Origin of the sequence: Segatella copri, assembly GCF_026015625.1 — a bacterium.
Taxonomy (GTDB): domain Bacteria; phylum Bacteroidota; class Bacteroidia; order Bacteroidales; family Bacteroidaceae; genus Prevotella; species Prevotella copri_H.
Map to the genome: position 1 here is coordinate 1,834,153 of NZ_JAPDVG010000001.1, position 16,567 is coordinate 1,850,719.

The window sequence follows — 16,567 nt, forward strand, 5'->3', positions numbered from 1 at the left end:
AATTCCCGGCGCTTTTCCGAGAATTGCCATACGTACTTTTACGCTGAGTATCAACCATTTGCACATACAACATGGCAATATGGCAATTAAAACAACGCATTCAAACTTTTTTTATTTTTTCTTCACCAGTCTAATGACATATCCAGACCAAAGGCACCATACGGCAAGTATTCCCATTACGAAGATAAATATATATGTAGCAATACTACCTATGAAGATTCTACCGCTATGAGCCTCCAGAGCCACATTCCATAATGACATGGGCAGTTGGTTCATATAAGCGGGTTGTGGCGCAAAGTCGGTTCCTTCATTATACTCAGCAATGACAGGCGTATCAGAGAAATCCTGGCTCATACCTGCTATCGCTTTTTTTCCGAATGGTGCGCCAGCGTTCTTTAAAGCAGCTTTCCCGGTAGAATAATCAACGGTTGTCCCCTTTACTCTATCCCAAACAAAGAGACCACTAAACGAACCGCAATACCATTTACCATCTTTGCTTTGCTGAAGGACATTCAATCCCATAACACTGACTGGTGGAGTATTGGAGATGGACTCCAACTTTCCGGTCTGGAAATTCACGGAAAAGAAACCATCCGAGGTTGACAAGAGCCAGTCACCGAACTTTTCATCATAACGTACCACACGGAGTTTGTCATTCCAAGGGTTCTTACTATGAAGCGTCGTCCCAGGAATAGACGGCATCTTGTTCAACACCAAGGCTATCATCACAGGTGGACGAAGGCACCAACCTGTCAGGGCTATCAACAAAGTAAGCATGATGGTATATCGGCCTATTTTGTCATGCCATTGTAGCGAAAAGCGAAGCAACCTCTTCTGTTTAGGCTTTAACCAGAAGATAAGACCTGAGATGCAGAGCAACACCAGGATGATGGCAATGCCATCTACGATGAGTTTACCAATGCTGCCAAACAACTCTCCACTGTGAAGCAGCCATATCGTACGAAAGACTGTAACTTTCCCATCATACTCCTTTGGCATAGGCAATTCTATCCGGTGGAAGTTCTGATAAGGTGGCAAGGAAACATAAGCATAGGAGCGGCTGAGAACCAAAAGCGTATCTCCATGAGCAGAAATGTCGCTCAACTTCTCTTCCAGCTCTGTTGGAAGAGTTACGCTTTTCCATATTTTGTGACTCCCCAACCGGTAAAGTGCAAATGGAGATACCGACCAGACAGAACCATCATCCGTTCTGATAACATTTCTTATCTGTCGGCAGTCTGCTCCTGCCGGAATCCCCTTATTAAAGTCCCTGAATGTGGATGCTGTAGAATCCGTTTGCCAGATTCCCCCGTTTCCATACAGCAATATGGCATCATCCAAAGCAAGCGTTCCTCTCAGCAACCCGCCATTCCAATTCTTGAATTCATAGCGACTTGGCAGATATTTCCTGCTCACGTCCACATCTTTGATAAGCGAACGGTGGTTGAGCAAAATACCCGACAAGCAGAACATCAGCATGAAAAAGCTCATACCGATGCCTAACCATTTATGTTGTTTTCTCCAAGTTATTTTCTTATTTAGCATATTCATAATCATTATTACTATCTTGAATCAGGCTGCAAAGGTACATATTTCTAAGAAGGTATGCAATACCTAAAAATAATGATAATGAGGATCTGGCAGTTTTTTTTTCTAAAAATATTTGGTAATTTCAAATTTTCGCCTTATCTTTGCACCCAATATCAGAAAAATCTCGGGGTTGACTGGATTTGACGGCGAGATGAAATGGTACGTAAGCATGCGGAGGCTCGTTGGCTACCTCCTTAATCCTAGTGAACAAAAAATTAATTGGCGAAAATAACTACGCTCTCGCTGCCTAGTCGAAGTATAGTAAACTAGCTTTATTCCAGCACAGGGTGCTGGAACGAGACATCGCTCAACGGATGTTGTTCCGAATCTTGTTGATCAAGCGGTGCAGGTAAATCGGAAATAGTTCATGTACGCCTCGTTGCATGGATGAAATTTTAGAGGATAAGGGTATGATTGGTGGTCCAGGTCCTGTCATGCCTCGAAAACCGAAGGCTGGAATAAGCATGTAGAAAGCGTATGGTTTCCTTGTGCGGACGAGGGTTCGAATCCCTCCAGCTCCACCCTATTTGATAGAAACAAAAAACTCGCAGATTCTTTCTTTAGAATTTGCGAGTTTTTATTTTGCTATTATTGTTTTCTCAAACTTTCACGATACTTCAGAGGTGACATGTGTAGATGCTCTCTTACATATTTACCGAAGAATGAAGTATTGGAGAAGCCCAGTATACCTGAAATCTCCTTGATTGTTTTCGTTGTAGAACGGAGATAATAGGTGATATCAGCAAGCGTATACTCCGTAATCCACTCGATGGCTGTCTTGCCGGAATGGCGCTTGCAGATGATGGAGAGATATTTTGGCGTGATGCAAAGCTGCTGCGCAAAATATTCTACAGGCTGATGCTTGATTTCGCTCTGCTGCAACATCTCCAGGAACTTATCAAAAAAATCGCTGGCACTGGTTCCCAAAGTTTCTTTCGGGAGATCTGTCAGCAAAAGATTGCTCACGGCAAGAAGAGCACTCTTCAGGAGCGTCTCCACTATCTCACGGCGATAAGGTTTCCACGAACTGCGGTCGTTGAACTTCGGATCCAGACAGAGGCGCACCAAGTCGGTAAACTTAGAATAGAATACCATATCCACCTCATTCATCTTCAACACCGAAACCTTGCTCACATACATGGCACGGTTCCATACCGAGATATGAGAACGAAGAATACCAAGCAAGCCGTGATTGCTGACACACATGGCTGTGCATGCAAAATCTTCCGACACCTCTTTGATGTCGAGAATAGAGTTAGGCGGACTGATAAATATATCGCCCTTCTCTACCACGATTTCCCGTCCATTGAGTTCAGCTTTCAGGCTACCTCTCTGACAGGATGCAATCATGTTCATCTGGAATCTCATAGGGTCGGGGTTCTGCAACACCTTGACATTATCTATAATCAAGATGTCCTCATCCAGATAGCTCGCACTGATTTCTGCACTCTGTGCGAACTCACCTTCTTCGATACGCTGCCTGACGTCCTTCTGTTCTTTCATTAATATGTTTTTTTAATTTCTTCACTCTTCGTTCTTCACTCTTCCCTATCAAAAAGCCTCTCTGTATTTATTTTCGTCCTTATCCTCCAACATAGAGAGATAACTCTGATAGCGGCTAGCTGCAATATAATGTTCCTCAACCGCCTTGATTACCGCGCACCCCGGTTCGTGGGTATGGGTACAGTCAGAGAACTTACAATCCTGAGAGAACTTGAAGATTTCCTTAAAATAGCTGGTCAGCTCTTCCTTTTCGATATCAAAGGTACCAAAGCCCTTGATGCCCGGAGTATCAATGAGATAACCACCTTCCGGCAGTTCCAGCATCTCACTGAAGGTTGTGGTATGCATTCCGCTATTATGCACCTCGCTGATTTCGGCGGTACGCTGCTCTGCATCAGGAATGAGCTGGTTGATGAGGGTTGACTTTCCTACCCCGCTGTTGCCGCTCAACAAAGATTTCTTATCCTTGATAAGAGGTCGCAACAGTTCAACACCTTCGCCTGTAGCTGCCGACAATTCGATACATTTATATCCGATGGTTTCATAGAGCGTACACATCATCTTCTCGTAATGCAATTCTTCTTCTGAAAGTATGTCACTTTTATTGAAGATGATGATAACAGGCACTCTATAGGCCTCAGCGCCAGCCAGAAATCGGTCGATGAAGGTAGTAGAAGTCTGCGGATAATTCACCGTTACCACAAGCAGTGCCTGGTCTACATTAGCAGCCAGAATATGACTCTGCTTACTGAGGTTAGGTGATTTACGAATGATATAGTTTTGGCGGTCTTCGATAGAAGAGATAAATGCCGTACCCTCCTGGTTGGTAATAAGCTGCACATAATCACCTACAGCCACAGGATTGGTGCTGCGGATGCCCTTCAATCTGAAATTGCCCTTGATTTTACTTTCTATCAGCTGGCCATCGTCTGTCTTGACGGTGTACCAGCTGCCTGTATTTTTAATAACGAGTCCTCTCATTATCACTTATTAAATAATGTAAGTCCAGAATGATTTAGACTGTCATGATTTCCTTTTCCTTCTCGTCCATCAGGTTTTCGAGCTGCTTGATGTACTTGTCGTGGAGTTTCTGCAAATCGTTCTCAGCATCCTTCTCCAAGTCTTCAGAAAGTCCATCCTTGATAGCTTTCTTCAACTTCTCCTTGATTTCCTGGCGCACGTTGCGCACCTCAATCTTAGCACGCTCAGCAATCTTGTTACACTGCTTTACGAGTTCCTTACGGCGCTCACCTGTTGGCTGAGGAATACCCAGACGTACGATTTCGCCATTGTTCTCAGGAGTGATACCTACACCACTATCCATAATAGCCTTTTCGATATCCTTGATAGCTTTTTTGTCCCAAGGGCGGATAGCGATAGTACGGGCATCAGGGGTTGTAACTGTAGCTACCTGGTTCAGAGGAACCATACTGCCATAACTATTTACGCGCACACCATCGAGGATGGCTACATTAGCACGACCAGCACGAACATGAGAGAGTTCCTCTGCGAGATACATTGCTGCCATCTCCATACGCTCTGCTGCAGAATTCAAAGTTTCTTTAACGTCTATCATAATTATATGTTTTTATTTTATTAATTCTAATCTTTTCAGTTCTTCGCCCACATAGTTGGTGAGTTCTACAAACTGCTGGATAGTGAGCTGTTCAGGACGCTTGGTCATGATGTCTGTGGTGTAGAAATCCTCGCGTGGGGTTACACCCGGGAACATCTGCTTGAGGCTTACACGGAGCATCTTGCGACGCTGGTTGAAGACTGTCTTTACCAGACGCTTAAACAGTTTTTCATCACAGCCAAGGTCAGTCACCTTGTTACGAGTCATACGGATTACCGCACTCTTTACCTTTGGTGGTGGGTTGAATACATTCTCATCTACCGTAAAGAGATATTCCACATCATACCATGCCTGGATGAGCACACTGAGGATACCATAGGCTTTGTTGCCTGGTTCTGATGCCATACGCAATGCCACCTCGCGCTGAATCATTCCGGTACAGCAAGGAATGAGATCCTTGTAATCGAGCATCTTAAAGAATATCTGCGATGAGATATCGTATGGATAATTACCTGTCAGTACAAACTGCTTTCCATCGAATATCTGGTTCAAATCCATTCTCAGGAAGTCTTCACCGATGATATTATCCTTGAGTATCGGGAAATTCTCATGAAGATACGCCACCGACTCCGAGTCGATTTCCACCGCCTTGACGGGTCTTGGTTTCTCTACGAGATATTGGGTAAGAACGCCCATACCTGGTCCGATTTCGAGAACAGGTATATCCGGGCAGGCATCCACCGTATCGGCGATGCGCTTTGCTATATTGAGGTCGGTCAAGAAGTGCTGACCGAGATTCTTCTTAGGCTTTACAGCTTTCATATCTTATCTTTATATTATATATTTTGCAAAAATACGATTATTTTTTGAGAATCCACACGAAGTATGCGATTTTTTTTATCTTTTTGGGTAAAAAAGGGAAAGAGCCACTTGTTTCTTAAAAAAAAGGCTATACTTTTAGCCATAAATGGCGCCCAAGCGTTTATTTATGCTAAAAATATGCAGATTCGAACGATATTGTCAATAAAAGTATTATCTTTGCATCTAATTATGGATATAAAGAAGATAGCAAACAACATATGGAAGGTGGCTTTGTCGCTCATTCTGGGTGGCGCCATCCTTTATTGGATGTATCGCGGATTCGACTTCAAGCAAGTAGAAGATGTTCTGCTTCACAAGATGAGTTGGACCTGGATGCTGCTGTCGTTCCCTTTTGGCATCTCTGCCCAGGTGTTCAGAGGATGGAGATGGAAACAGTCGCTGGAGCCATTAGGCGAGAAGGCCCGCTCCAGTATCAGCATCTACTCCATCTTCCTGTCCTATGCTCTGAGTCTTGTAATTCCTCGTGCGGGCGAGTTTGCCAGATGCGGCGTATTGAAGAAATGGGATGATGTTTCGTTTCCGAAAGCCTTGGGTACCGTCGTTACTGAAAGAGCCATTGATTCACTCCTCGTGCTGCTGATTACGGCGCTGGTCTTTGTGATGCAGATTCCGGTATTCCTCAATTTCTTTGAGAAAACAGGTACGAGCATGGACAGTTTACTCTGCCAGTTTACAGCCACAGGTTACATTGTGACTGCTATCTGTGGCATAGCAGTACTCATCCTGGCTCACTATCTGCTCAAGCGACTCGCTATATATAATAAGGTGAAAGCAACACTGGGAGGACTCTGGCAAGGTATCATCTCGCTGAAAGGTGTCAGAAATGTACCGCTCTACATCGCCCTTACACTGGGCATCTGGTTGAGCTATTTCTTCCACTACTATCTTACCTTCCAATGCTTCGAGGCAACCTCCCATCTCAATCTGATGTGCGGTCTGGTGACATTCATCGTGGGCAGCATAGCGGTCATCGTACCTACTCCAAACGGAGCCGGACCTTGGCATTTTGCCGTCAAGACAATGCTCATACTCTATGGCATTCAGGCAAACGATGCCCTCTTCTTCGTTCTCATCGTACACTCCGTGCAAACCCTGCTTGTAGTCCTTTTGGGAATCTATGCCTGGATAGCACTGGCGTTTACCGGGAAAGTTAAAAGATAAAAGTTAAGAGTTAAAAGTTAATAGTTGATAGCGGCTACGCCGTATAGCGCGAATGCCCTATAAACTATTAACTATAAATTTTAAATTAAATAAATATGGCTGACATTAAGAATTTGAACCCAGTTGAAATCTGGCGTAACTTTGACAAGTTAACACAAGTTCCACGTCCATCTGGACATTTGGAAAAGATTCAGGCTTATTTGCTCGATTGGGCAAAAGAAGCAGGTGTAGAGGCTTTCCAAGACCCAGCAGGCAACATCGTGATGCGCAAACCTGCTACTCCAGGTATGGAGAACCGCAAAGGCATTATTATGCAGGCGCACATGGACATGGTTCCTCAGAAAGCACCAGACAGCAAGCATAATTTTGAAACAGACCCTATCGAAACCATCATCGATGGCGACTGGGTACGTGCTAATCATACAACACTCGGTAGCGACGACGGACTTGGCGTAGCTACCATCATGGCGGTAATGGAATCAAAAGATTTGCAGCATGGTCCTATCGAGGGCTTGATTACCGCCGACGAAGAGACAGGCATGTATGGTGCCAACGATCTCCCAGCAGGCGAACTGAACGGCGACATTCTCTTGAACTTCGATACCGAGGTTTGGGGCGAGTTCGTTATCGGTAGCGCTGGCGGTATCGACATCACAGCAACTCTCGATTATAAAGAGGTAGAAACCGACAAGGAAGATGCTGCCGTTAAGGTAACCCTCAAGGGATTGAAAGGCGGTCACTCCGGTATCGAAATCAACGAAGGCAGAGCGAATGCCAACAAGTGCATGGTTCGTTTCGTGCGTGAAGCTATTTCAGAACTCGATGCCCGTCTAGCTTCATGGCAGGGCGGCAACATGCGCAATGCCATCCCATTCCAGGCTGAGGTTGTTCTGACCCTGCCTAAGGAGAACATTGAAGCTTTGAATGACCTGGTAGCAGACTGGAAGGACGAAATCTGTGATGAGTTCGAAGGCATTGAAACAACTGAGAACATCGAGTTCTTCGCTGAGAATGTAGAGACTCCTAAGATGCAGGTTCCTGCCGAAATCCAGGATAATCTTGTAGATGCAATCTACGCTTGCCACGATGGTGTATTGCGTATGGCTCCATCTATGCCTGAAATCGTAGAGACCTCTTCAAACCTCGCAATCGTTGAGATTGGTGACGGCAAGGCTGCTATCAAGATTCTGGCCCGTTCTAGCCACGAATACTACAAGATGTATCTTGCCACAATGATAGAAAGCTGTTTCAACATGGCAGGCATGAAGGTTGAATTCAGTGGCAGCTACATGGGATGGAACCCTAACCCTAAGAGCGACATTCTGGAACACGTATTGAAGGTTTACAAAGAGCAGAACGGCACAGACGGTAAGGTACAGGCTGTTCACGCAGGTCTGGAGTGCTCTATCATCCTGAGCAAGTATCCTAACCTCGATGTCGTATCATTCGGTCCTACTCTTCTTAGCCCTCACACAGCCAATGAGCGTTGCCAGATCAGTTGCGTAGCTCCTTTCTGGAACCTCGTCAAACAGCTCCTGACAGAGATTCCTGCAAAGTAAAAAACGGGGAACGAAATTACAAAAAGATTAAAAAAGAAAGCCGAGAGTGAAAATTCTCGGCTTTTTTGTTCCAGTTTTCAAAAGAAATCATTACCTTTGCAGTCGATTTCGCAAGTCTTGTAAAATCTCTGTAGCAGATCATACAAATTCACTTGCATAAGTTTCATTAAAATAACACCAAAATGGACGATTATCACGCGGAGAACAATAATGAATTGTAAGGCGTGGAGATTCAGCAACGATGAAGCCTTTCAGTAGGCCGTACCCAAGCGCTAGTCTCCATACCCCAAACTTTTATTATGTGGAGATTAGCAAACTATGAAGACTTATTGGAATATAGACAAGAATCTGACTGTACTCAATGAGTGGCAGCCAAACTGCTGGATACAAGTAACATGTCCAACTGATGAAGACCAGCGCTTGCTGGAAGAAGAATTCAAGATCCCTGATTATTTCCTCTCGGATATCAGCGATACCGATGAGCGTGCCCGCTATGAATATGACGATGGCTGGATGCTCATCATCCTCCGTATCCCTTATGTCAAGGAAATACGCAGCCGTACCCCATACACCACCGTGCCTCTGGGTATCATCCATAAGCGCGATGTTACCATCACCGTATGCTATTATGAAACCAATATGATGATTGATTTCGTAAGCTACCAGCAGAAGCGCAGCGAGGGGTTCACCGACTATGTAGACATGACCTTCCGTCTCTTCCTTTCATCAGCGGTTTGGTATCTGAAGCGATTGAAACAGATCAATTCGCTCATAGAAAAGGCAAAACGAAACCTCGATCATGGTGTGAACAATGAGAGCCTGATTGGCCTGAGCCGCCTGCAGGACTCCCTTACCTACTTCATCACCTCTATCCGAGGCAACGAGAATCTCCTGTCTAAGTTGAAGTTCAAGCTGCAGGTGGACGAACTTGATGCCGACCTCATCGAAGACGTAAACATCGAGATGACACAGGCACGCGAAACTACAAGCATCTACTCCGACATTCTGGAGTCGACGATGGATACCTATTCGAGCATCATCAACAACAACATGAATACCACGATGCGTACCTTGACTAGTATCAGTATCGTCATGATGTTGCCTACGCTGATTTCCTCATTGTTCGGTATGAACTTAATCAACGGTATGGAAGACAGCCATTACGGATTTGCCATTGCCCTGGTTATCTCCGTGCTCGTTTCTGCACTTTCATGGGGCTTCCTCAGATACAAGCGCCTGCTCTAAGCATATACCACTCTGATATGCATTAAGTAGCCTGAAAGAGCACATAAAACGATGATTAGCAAGAAAAAGGCAATTATAAATACAAAAAAAATTAAAAAATCGAATATCATGGCAAGATATTCGATTTTTTTTTTTAAGTTTGCAACTTATTAATAATATAATTTTGTATGGGGTCGAATTGCGGATAAGCGACTACCGGCCCAAGAAACTCGAATCATAAACTAAACAAAGTGACATGATGGACTCTCAAGAAAAAGCTCTGTTGCAGCAGAGCACCCTGGAAGACCCTGCCAAGAAGGCTTATGCCACCAAGCAGGAAGTGCTCGAAAGAGTAAAGGAAATCGCTCATAGCAGCGAAAATCCAAACAAGGAGGAACTCGACCTACTCAAGACTACTTTCTACAAGATTCATCTCGCAGAAAGAGACGCACAGATGAAAGAGTATCTCGCAAAAGGCGGTGACCCAGAGAAGTATATTCTTCTACCGGATGACACCGAAGAAGCCTTCAAGGCTGAGATGCAACTCATCAAGGAGAAAAGAGCCAAGATCTTCCTGGCACAAGAAGAAGAAAAACAAGATAATCTCCGCAAAAAAGAGGAAATTATCGAAAAGATAAAGGCCATGACCACCTCACCGGAGGAGGCCAACAAATCATATCAGGACTTCAAGGCCTTGCAGCAGGAATGGAAGGAAATCAAGAACATCCCTGCAGACAAGGCAAACGAGGTATGGAAGAACTACCAGCTCTATGTAGAGCAGTTCTACGACATGCTCAAGTTGAACAGCGAAGCCCGCGAATATGATTTCAAGAAGAATCTTGAAGCCAAGACCAAACTCTGCGAGGCTGCAGAGAAACTCAATGAGGAAGAGGATGTTATTTCTGCCTTCCACCAGCTTCAGGACCTCCATCAGCAATATCGTGAGATTGGTCCTGTTGCCAAGGAGTTGAGAGAACAGATTTGGGAGCGTTTCAAGGCTGCCAGCACTGTTATCAACAAGAAGCACCAGCAGCACTTCGAAGACCTGCGTGCCAAGGAAGAGGAAAACCTCGCCAAGAAAACTGCCCTCTGCGAAAAGGTAGAGGCTGCCAACCAAGGAGAATACAAGACTGCTAAGGACTGGGAGAAGGTTACCCAGGAAATCATAGAGATTCAGAAAGAGTGGCGCACTATCGGTTTTGCCCCTCAGAAGATGAACGTCAAGATTTTCGAGCGTTTCCGCATCGCCAACGATGAATTCTTCAACAAGAAGGCAGAATTCTTCAAAGGATTGAAAGATACCTACTCTGCCAATCTCGAAAAGAAACAGCAACTCGTAAACAAGGCAAAGGAACTGGCTGACAGTACAGACTGGAAGAAGACTGGCGACAAGTTCATCGCTCTTCAGAAAGAATGGAAGAAGGTGGGTACCGTACCTCATAAACAAGGCGAATTGCTCTGGAAGGAATTTCTGGATACCTGCAACAAGTTCTTTGAAGCCCGCAACAAGCAGAATGCTGGTTCACGCAGCGAGGAACATGCCAATCTGGACAAGAAGCGCAACATCATTGCCCAGCTCAAGGAACTTGTAGTTGCAGAGATTTCAGACAACGATTTCCAGAAGAAACTCAAAGATCTTGCCAAGCAATACAGTGCAATCGGACACGTTCCTTTCAAAGAGAAAGACAAGGTCTATAAAGAGTATCATGAGGCTATCGATGCAGCCTACGAGAAACTTCATGCCACCAACGCAAAGCGCCACTTCGACAACTTCAAGAACAACTTGAAGAATGTTGCCAAGGAAGGCGGCAATGCACTCGGCAATGAGCGTGGCAAACTCTTGCGCCGCTACGACCAGTTGCGCAGCGAGATTACTACCTACGAGAACAACCTCGGTTTCTTCAATACGGCCAGCAAGAAGGGCAACAGCCTGGTAGAAGAAATGAACCGTAAGATTGAGAAACTCAAGGCTGACCTCGAAATGGTAAAGCAGAAAATCAAGGCCATTGATGCCGAGAAGAAATAAATACAATAAACCCCAGGGCGAAAGCTCTGGGGTTTATTGTTATGAATACTCCATAAAACAGAATTCCTATAAACAAAAAAAACACCTTTCATTACTGAAAGATGCCTTACCGTATGAGTTGGGATACCCGGACTCGAACCAGGAATGACAGGACCAGAATCTGTAGTGTTACCATTACACCATATCCCAAACTTAAAATAGAACTTTTTGATTGTTGGGATACCCGGACTCGAACCAGGAATGACAGGACCAGAATCTGTAGTGTTACCATTACACCATATCCCAATATCAGCAAACGAGATGTTCTTTTTCTCAATTGCGAGTGCAAAGGTACTAGTTTTTTTTGAACCTACAAAATTTTTCGGCACTTTTTTCTAAAAAAAGCGCAATTTCTTTAATTTTCCACATTTTTTTTGCCTTTTAAGTCGATTTTCCATTATAATAATGTATCTTTGCAGAAAAATAGAGAATATAAATTAAGTAAGAAAGAAAAGATAAATGAACACAGTTAAACAACTCGTAGAGACTATTAAAGAAGGTATACAAGAAAAGAAAGGTCAAGACATTGTTATCGCCGACCTGACAGAAATCGATGGAAGCATTGCCAAGTACTTCATCATCTGCCAGGGAGGAAGCCCTACTCAGGTTGAAGCTATCGCAGGTTCTGTGGGAGACATCGTGCGCAAGAATCTGAAAGAAAAACCTGTAAATGTAGCAGGTCTCGGCAACGACCAGTGGGTGGCAATGGACTTTGTTGACGTATTAGTACACATCTTCCTTCCGGAAGTACGTGCTTATTACGACCTCGAACATTTATGGGAGGATGCAAAGCTTACCCATATACCTGATCTCGACTAGTCAGTCTCTCCCATTCTACATGATGGATCAGACATTGTTTTTCGACTAAAAGTTATACATATAAAATAAAATGGAACAAAGCAATAATATGAAGCCTCGTGGCAATGGCGGACCAAAGATGCCACGATTTAATATGACCTGGCTTTTCACCATCTGCCTCATCACCATGATCATCCTCTTCTTTACAGGAGGAGGCGATGCGATTGGAGGCAGCGCTGCCAAGGAAGCTACATACACCCAGTTCAAACAGTATGTAGACAAGGGTTATGTGCTCAGTGTTGTGGCCAATAAAACAGAAAGCACCCTCAAAATATACATCAACCCGAAATATACGCGCGATGTATACAATATGCCGGCAAAGTCTGTAGGTCCTAACCCATACGTAAAAGTACAGTTCGGCTCGGTTGACGAAGTGGAACGCTATGCCAACCAGATGTTGAAGGAAAAGAAGATACGCTCCTTCAGCTACGACAACCAGAAGGATAACGACTTCTTAAGCACGCTCTTCAATCTGGCACCTCTGCTCTTCTTCGTATTCTTCATCCTTTGGATGTCTGGAAGATTCAGCGGCGGTATGGGCAGCGGCGGTATGGGCGGCGGCATCTTCAGCGTGGGCAAAAGCAAAGCTAAGATGTACGAAAAGGGAAATGCCATCGGCATCACCTTTAAGGATGTGGCCGGACAGGAAGGGGCCAAGCAGGAAGTGAAGGAAATTGTAGACTTCCTGAAAAACCCACAAAAATATACCGACTTGGGTGGTAAGATTCCAAAGGGAGCCCTTCTCGTAGGCCCTCCGGGAACTGGTAAGACACTCTTGGCTAAGGCTGTTGCCGGCGAGGCTGGCGTACCTTTCTTCTCCATGAGCGGTTCCGACTTCGTTGAAATGTTCGTAGGTGTAGGTGCCTCACGTGTACGCGACCTGTTCCGCCAGGCTAAAGAGAAATCACCTTGTATCATCTTTATCGATGAGATTGATGCTGTAGGCCGTGCCCGCAGCAAGAACCCAGCCATGGGTGGTAATGATGAGCGCGAGAACACCTTGAACGCTCTCCTTACAGAGATGGATGGTTTCGGTACCAACAGTGGTGTCATCATCCTTGCAGCTACCAACCGTGTAGACATGCTCGACAGCGCCTTGCTCCGTGCCGGACGTTTCGACCGCGAAATTCACGTAGATCTCCCTGGTTTGAACGAACGTAAGGCTATCTTCCTGGTTCATCTCAAACCTATCAAGATAGACGAAACAGTAGATGTTGATCTCCTGGCACGCCAGACTCCAGGGTTCTCGGGTGCAGATATTGCCAACGTTTGTAACGAGGCAGCCCTCATTGCTGCACGCCACGACAAGAAGGCTGTGTGCAAACAGGATTTCCTCGATGCAGTAGACCGTATTGTAGGCGGTCTGGAGAAGAAGACTAAGGTGATGACTGCCGACGAGAAGCGTAGCATCGCTCTCCACGAAGCAGGCCACGCAACCATCTCATGGTTCTGCCAGTATGCCAACCCTCTCATCAAGGTTACCATCGTGCCTCGTGGTCAGGCTCTCGGTGCTGCATGGTATCTGCCAGAAGAGCGCCAGATAACCACCAAGGAACAGATGCTCGACGAGATGTGTTCATTAATGGGTGGACGTGCCGCAGAAGAACTCTTCACCGGTCATATTTCGTCAGGAGCCATGAACGACCTGGAGCGCGCCACAAAGAGTGCTTATGGTATGGTAGCTTATCTCGGTATGAGCAAGACGTTGCCAAACATCTGCTTTTACAACCGGAACGAATATGCATTCCAGCGTCCGTACTCTGAGTCTACAGCCCGCGAGATAGACCAGGAAGTTCTGAAGATTGTCAACGAGCAGTATACCCGTGCCAAGAACATTCTGATGGAGCACAAGGAAGGCCACAATGCCTTAGCAGAACTTCTGATCAAGAAAGAGGTGATTATGGCAGAAGACGTAGAACATATCTTTGGCAAGCGCCCTTGGTTGAGCCGTTCGCAGGAAATCATGGAAGACGAACAGCCTAAGATAGACGATGACGCCGTAAAGGAACTTCCTGAAGTTCAGGCTGCCATCAAGGAGCATGAAGAGAACCAGAAGAAGAATGCAGATTCTGAAGAGACTTCCAAGAAGGATGAAGGTTCGGAAGAAAACAAGAACGAATAAAACAAACCGATATGACTGACAAACAGAAGAATCTAGTGATAAGATCCATCACAGGCGTATTTTTCGTGGTGTGCATGGTATCTTGCTTTCTCAATCCCAGGGCAATGGTTATCCTGTTCGCCCTCATTACCGGATTGAGCATATGGGAGTATTGCGGATTAGTTAACCAGAAGGAGAATGTTACGGTAAACCGTTTCATCAGCACCGTGGCGGGTGTTTACTTCTTCCTTGCCGTGGCTGGTTTCCGCATGGGCATTGTGGGCAATTTCGTGGTTTTCGTACCTTATCTGCTCACCATCCTCTATCTCTTCATCAGCGAACTGTATACAGGCAACAAGGATGCCATCAACGATTGGGCTTACACTATGCTCTCTCAGTTGTACATCGCCTTGCCTTTCTCGATGATCAATGTATTGAGTTTCGAGACATCAGCTTTCGATGGCCAGATACATTACGACATGCTGCTGCCTTTGAGTATTTTCATTTTCCTCTGGACCAATGATACCGGTGCCTATTGCAGCGGTTCGCTTTTCGGCAAGCATAAGCTCTTTCCTCGCATCAGTCCAGCCAAGAGTTGGGAAGGCAGCATAGGCGGAGGTATATTCGTACTGATAGCAGCAGGCATTATCGGCTATATTGCCAACGATGGCGAAGCCCATCGTCTCAGCATTCTCGGTTGGGAAGGTTTAGGTCTGGTTGTGGTATTCTTCGGCACATGGGGCGATCTGGTAGAAAGCCTCTTCAAGCGTACCCTCGGAGTAAAGGATAGCGGCAACATCCTGCCAGGACATGGAGGCATGCTCGACCGCTTCGACTCTTCGCTCATGGCGATACCGGCAGCAGTAATCTACCTATACACCATCCAGTTGTTTGGATAATACATCTTTTATGAGATAAAGGCCAAACTTTAGTTTGGTCAAGCACAAAGAAAGGCAGGGATTCCTCAAAGAACCCCTGCTTTTTTTTTCATATCACCATAAAAAACACAAGTAGCTTCGTTGGCTCACGAAAGTACTTGCGATAAACTATGCTGTTATCTGTTATATTTCTTCAGTGCCTGCTTCACCATCTTGCCCCATGGCTTGATGAGATCATCTGTCCAGTTGCCGGTAGCCTTGGCACGTGGCAAAAGCATGGAACAGGTTTCATCCTTATCCGAAACCGACCAGTTTACCCAACTCACCTTGTTTTTCTCCATTACATCGAGCCATTTCTGATACTCTTCAGGAGCCAGAGGACCATTACCCGAAGCCTCCATACCAGCACATTCTGATACAAAGACCGGCAAACCGCTCTTCACGGCAGCCTCCAGTTTATCACGCAGATAATCTTTATGGGTGGCTGCATAGAAATGAAGGGTATACATCACATTCTCCACACCCTCGATAGGGCTCTTTGCCACGATATCAATATCCTGGTCCCAATGCGGACAGCCCATCAGGATGATATTATCCGGATCATACTTTCTGATTTCCGTGATGATGGTTTTAGCGTATACCTTCAAGTCTTCCCATTTATCCTCAACAGGTTCATTGTAGAGTTCGTAAAGCACATGAGGATATTTACCATACTTCTGCGCCATCTTTCCGAAGAAGGCCTTAGCCTCGGCTGTATGCATCTTGTGTGCATGCCAGTCGATAATCACGTAGGTATCATTCTTGATGGCGGCATCTACCACCTGGGTAATGCATTTCAGAGCAAAGTCTGGATTTTCCAGATAGTTGTCGTCTATCTGAATTCCCATGGCAGCTCTGATGATGTTGGCATACCAGTCTTGCACAAGCCATTTCACCGCTTTTTTGTTGTAGAACCGAGGCCAGATGTTGTGCCATCCCAGACTCACGCCTCTCAACACTACAGGGTTACCACTCTGGTCGCAAAGCTGCGCACCTTTTACCTGCAACTGTCCCCATTGCTTTACAGGGTTTGCTGCATACACTTGTGCCATACAAAAGAGTGCACAAATGAGGGTCATTAGTTTTTTCATTTTTTTTAGGGTTTAAAATTAAATATATATTTTTGGGTTT

The 16,567-nt window shown here is 45.3% G+C and carries 13 protein-coding genes, 2 tRNA genes and 1 other RNA gene; 8 read left to right on the forward strand and 8 right to left on the reverse strand.

What is annotated here, in order from left to right:
- Nucleotides 1–111: 111 nt before the first annotated feature.
- Nucleotides 112–1,545: a PepSY domain-containing protein gene (locus tag ONT19_RS08065; RefSeq protein ID WP_264952765.1), complete on the reverse strand. Its 1,434-nt coding sequence runs from the start codon at nt 1,543–1,545 to the stop codon at nt 112–114.
- Nucleotides 1,546–1,716: 171 nt separating this feature from the next.
- Between ONT19_RS08065 and ssrA the strand changes: the two genes are divergently transcribed.
- Nucleotides 1,717–2,114, forward strand: a transfer-messenger RNA (tmRNA) gene (ssrA, locus tag ONT19_RS08070).
- 64 nt (nt 2,115–2,178) lie between these two features.
- Here the strand turns inward: ssrA and ONT19_RS08075 are convergent.
- Genes ONT19_RS08075 through rsmA form a run of 4 tightly spaced genes read right to left on the reverse strand, consistent with a single transcriptional unit; the run spans nt 2,179 to nt 5,491 of the window.
- Nucleotides 2,179–3,093 carry a helix-turn-helix domain-containing protein gene (locus ONT19_RS08075; RefSeq protein WP_153092010.1) on the reverse strand — a complete coding sequence of 305 codons (915 nt, stop codon included), beginning with the start codon at nt 3,091–3,093 and terminating at the stop codon, nt 2,179–2,181.
- Between the two features lie 48 nt (nt 3,094–3,141).
- On the reverse strand, nt 3,142–4,074 hold the full coding sequence (rsgA, locus tag ONT19_RS08080) for a ribosome small subunit-dependent GTPase A (RefSeq protein WP_264952764.1): 933 nt from the start codon (nt 4,072–4,074) through the stop codon (nt 3,142–3,144).
- A 34-nt stretch (nt 4,075–4,108) separates the two neighbouring features.
- Nucleotides 4,109–4,669: a ribosome recycling factor gene (gene frr / locus ONT19_RS08085; RefSeq protein ID WP_006847159.1), complete on the reverse strand. Its 561-nt coding sequence runs from the start codon at nt 4,667–4,669 to the stop codon at nt 4,109–4,111.
- Between the two features lie 12 nt (nt 4,670–4,681).
- Nucleotides 4,682–5,491: a 16S rRNA (adenine(1518)-N(6)/adenine(1519)-N(6))-dimethyltransferase RsmA gene (gene rsmA, locus ONT19_RS08090; protein ID WP_264952763.1), complete on the reverse strand. Its 810-nt coding sequence runs from the start codon at nt 5,489–5,491 to the stop codon at nt 4,682–4,684.
- Between the two features lie 228 nt (nt 5,492–5,719).
- Between rsmA and ONT19_RS08095 the strand changes: the two genes are divergently transcribed.
- The 4 genes from ONT19_RS08095 (at nt 5,720) to ONT19_RS08110 (ending at nt 11,521) form a co-directional block, all read left to right on the forward strand.
- Nucleotides 5,720–6,712, forward strand: coding sequence for a lysylphosphatidylglycerol synthase transmembrane domain-containing protein (locus tag ONT19_RS08095; RefSeq protein ID WP_006847157.1), 993 nt, complete (start codon nt 5,720–5,722; stop codon nt 6,710–6,712).
- Nucleotides 6,713–6,807: 95 nt separating this feature from the next.
- Complete coding sequence (locus ONT19_RS08100) at nt 6,808–8,271, forward strand: aminoacyl-histidine dipeptidase (protein WP_264952762.1); 1,464 nt, start codon at nt 6,808–6,810, stop codon at nt 8,269–8,271.
- Nucleotides 8,272–8,589: 318 nt separating this feature from the next.
- Nucleotides 8,590–9,516 (forward strand): magnesium transporter CorA family protein, encoded by a 927-nt coding sequence (locus tag ONT19_RS08105; protein WP_022121433.1) that lies wholly within the window; start codon nt 8,590–8,592, stop codon nt 9,514–9,516.
- A 235-nt stretch (nt 9,517–9,751) separates the two neighbouring features.
- Entirely contained in the window at nt 9,752–11,521 is a 1,770-nt protein-coding gene (locus ONT19_RS08110; protein ID WP_118078741.1) for a DUF349 domain-containing protein, read from the forward strand.
- 118 nt (nt 11,522–11,639) lie between these two features.
- Here ONT19_RS08110 and ONT19_RS08115 read toward each other — a convergent pair.
- Nucleotides 11,640–11,710 (reverse strand) — tRNA-Gln (locus ONT19_RS08115).
- Between the two features lie 25 nt (nt 11,711–11,735).
- Nucleotides 11,736–11,806, reverse strand: a tRNA-Gln gene (locus tag ONT19_RS08120).
- A 213-nt stretch (nt 11,807–12,019) separates the two neighbouring features.
- On the opposite strand from ONT19_RS08120, the gene rsfS reads away from it, so the two are divergent.
- From rsfS to ONT19_RS08135, 3 genes are all read left to right on the forward strand, one after another.
- The gene (gene rsfS, locus ONT19_RS08125) at nt 12,020–12,379 is read left to right on the forward strand and encodes a ribosome silencing factor (RefSeq protein ID WP_006847152.1); all 360 of its coding nucleotides are present in this window, start codon (nt 12,020–12,022) and stop codon (nt 12,377–12,379) included.
- A gap of 70 nt (nt 12,380–12,449) precedes the next feature.
- A complete protein-coding gene (gene ftsH, locus ONT19_RS08130; protein ID WP_118078742.1) occupies nt 12,450–14,540 on the forward strand; it encodes an ATP-dependent zinc metalloprotease FtsH in 2,091 nt (696 codons plus the stop codon).
- Nucleotides 14,541–14,551: 11 nt separating this feature from the next.
- Nucleotides 14,552–15,418, forward strand: a complete 867-nt coding sequence (locus ONT19_RS08135) for a phosphatidate cytidylyltransferase (RefSeq protein WP_022121429.1) — start codon at nt 14,552–14,554, stop codon at nt 15,416–15,418.
- A gap of 155 nt (nt 15,419–15,573) precedes the next feature.
- Here ONT19_RS08135 and ONT19_RS08140 read toward each other — a convergent pair whose 3' ends face one another.
- Nucleotides 15,574–16,527 carry a cellulase family glycosylhydrolase gene (locus tag ONT19_RS08140; protein ID WP_153091998.1) on the reverse strand — a complete coding sequence of 318 codons (954 nt, stop codon included), beginning with the start codon at nt 16,525–16,527 and terminating at the stop codon, nt 15,574–15,576.
- Nucleotides 16,528–16,567: the final 40 nt, after the last annotated feature.